Raw genomic sequence first — 2336 nt, 5'->3', positions numbered from 1 at the left:
GGGTTCGGGGTGGGTGTCATGGGGTGGTGTCGGGCCACTGGTCGAGCAGGGTGTCGATGTTGTCGTCGGGTGGGGGTTCGCTGGTGTCGTGGAGGGGTTGTTCGGTCCAGATGATTTTGCCGGTGGGGGTGTAGCGGGTGCCCCAGCGTTGGGCGTAGCGGGCGACGAGGAAGAGGCCGCGGCCGCCTTCGTCGGTGGTGGCGGCGTGGCGCAGGTGGGGTGAGGTGCTGCTGGCGTCGGCGACTTCGCAGATCAGGTGGCGGTTGCGGATGAGGCGGACGTGGATGGGGGGGTGGCCGTAGCGGATGGCGTTGGTGGCCAGTTCGCTGAGGATGAGTTCGGTGGTGAAGGCGGTGTCGGTCAGGTGCCAGGCCTGGAGTTGGGCGGTGGCGTCGGCGCGCAGGCGGGCGACGGCGGCGGGGTCGGGGGGCAGGTCCCAGTGGGCGGTCTGGTCGGGGGCGAGGATGCGGGTGCGGGCGACGAGGAGGGCGATGTCGTCGCGGGCGTGGTCGGGGGGCAGGGCGGCCAGGATGTCCTGGCAGGTCTGTTCGGGGGTGCGGTCGGGGTGGGTGAGGGCGGTGCGCAGGGTGGCCAGGCCGGTGTCGAGGTCGCGGTGGCGGTCTTCGATGAGGCCGTCGGTGTAGAGGACGAGGCGGCTGTGTTCGGGCAGGTGCAGTTCGGTGGTCTCGAAGGGCAGGCCGCCCAGGCCCAGGGGTGGGCCGGCGGGCAGGTCGGGGTAGGTGGCGGTGCCGTCGGGCAGGGCGAGGGCGGGTGGGGGGTGGCCGGCGCGGGCCAGGCTGCAGTGGCCGTTGGTGGGGTCGTAGACGGCGTACAGGCAGGTGGCGCCGGTCAGGGTCGCCTCCTCGCCGGTGTGGTCCTGGGCGGTGTGTTCCTGGTCCAGGCGGGCCACCAGGTCGTCCAGGCGGGCCAGGAGTTCGTCGGGGGCCAGGTCGAGGGTGGCGAAGTTGTGCACGGCGGTGCGCAGCCGGCCCATGGTGGCGGCGGCGTGCAGGCCGTGGCCGACCACGTCGCCGACGACCAGGGCGACCCGGGTGCCGGACAGTTCGATGACGTCGAACCAGTCGCCGCCCACTCCGGCGCGGGCGGGCAGGTAGCGGTAGGCGACCTGCAGGGCGTCGTGTCCGGGCAGGTCGCGGGGGAGCAGGCTGCGCTGCAGGGCGACGGCCATGGTGTGCTCGCGGGTGTAGCGGCGGGCGTTGTCCAGGGCCACCGCGGCGCGGGCGGCCAGTTCCTCGGCGAAGGGCACGTCCTCCGTGCCGAACGGTTCCGTGGACCGTCCGCGCCAGAAGTCCACCGTGCCCAGCACCGTGCCCCGCGCCCGCAACGGCACCGCGATCAGGGAGTGGATGCCCTGGTCGAGAGTCTGCCGCGCACGCTCAGGATCCATTTGTTGCCACCCTTGCGCGGTGCTCAGGTCGGCCTCGAGCACCGCCCGGCCGCTGCGCAGGCACCGGGCCTGCGGTGAGCCGGGAACGAAGCGGATCAGCTCGCCCACCGGGATCGACGGCCGGTGGGCGGGCGGACCGCTCACCGCCGTACGGCGCAGAGCGGTGCTGCTCCCGGCCAGTTTCTCGCCGCGCAGGACCTCCTCGGCCAGCTCCACCGTGGCGGAGTCGGCGAAGCGCGGGACCGCCACGTCCGCCAGCTCCTGCGCGGTGCGGGTCACGTCCAGGGTGGTGCCGATGCCCATCCCGGCGTCGTAGAGGAGCTTCAGCCGCTCGCGCGCCACCTCGGCCCGCCCCGACAGCGCCCGCAGCTCGGTGGTGTCCCGCAGCGTCACCACGCTGCCGGCCTGCCCGCCGTAGGGGGCGGTGGTCCGCTTGTTGACCGCCAGCAGCCGGTCGGCGCTCAGGTGCACCTCGTCGCTGGCCGCGCGCGGCGAGGCGAGCAGCCCGGCCAGGTCCGCCTCCAGGGGCAGGTCGGCCACCCGGCGCCCCTCCGCGTCCGGCGGCAGGTCCAGCAGCCGCCGGGCCTCGTCGTTGGCCAGCAGCAGCCGCCCGTCACCGCCGACGATCAGCACCCCCTCGCGCACCGCGTGCAGCACGGCGTCGTGGTGGTCGTACATCCGCGTCATCTCCACCGGCCCCAGGCCGTGGGTCTGCCGCAGCAGCCGCCGGCTCACCAGCGCCGTACCGCCCGCGGACAGGACCAGTACCCCGGCCCCCGCCCCCAGCAGCAGCGGAAGCTGCCGGGCCGCCATGCCCGTCACCCTCTCCACCGTGATGCCGACCGCCACCGACCCCACCGCCGCACCGTCCGCCCCGGTCACCGGCACGTACGAGACCACCGCACGTCCCTGGGTGGTCTCCAGGGTC

At 74.3% G+C, this 2336-nt stretch carries 1 protein-coding gene; it reads right to left on the bottom strand.

What is annotated here, in order from left to right; genetic code table 11:
• Positions 1-16: 16 nt before the first annotated feature.
• On the bottom strand, positions 17-2336 hold a 2320-nt coding region (locus tag RH94_RS15690), incomplete at its 5' end, for a SpoIIE family protein phosphatase (RefSeq protein WP_073948208.1).

This window comes from Streptomyces kebangsaanensis (assembly GCF_001906585.1).
GTDB classification, from domain to species: domain Bacteria; phylum Actinomycetota; class Actinomycetes; order Streptomycetales; family Streptomycetaceae; genus Streptomyces; species Streptomyces kebangsaanensis.
The sequence above is the reverse complement of the archived record's forward strand: the minus strand, read 5'-3'. Positions and strand labels throughout refer to the sequence as shown.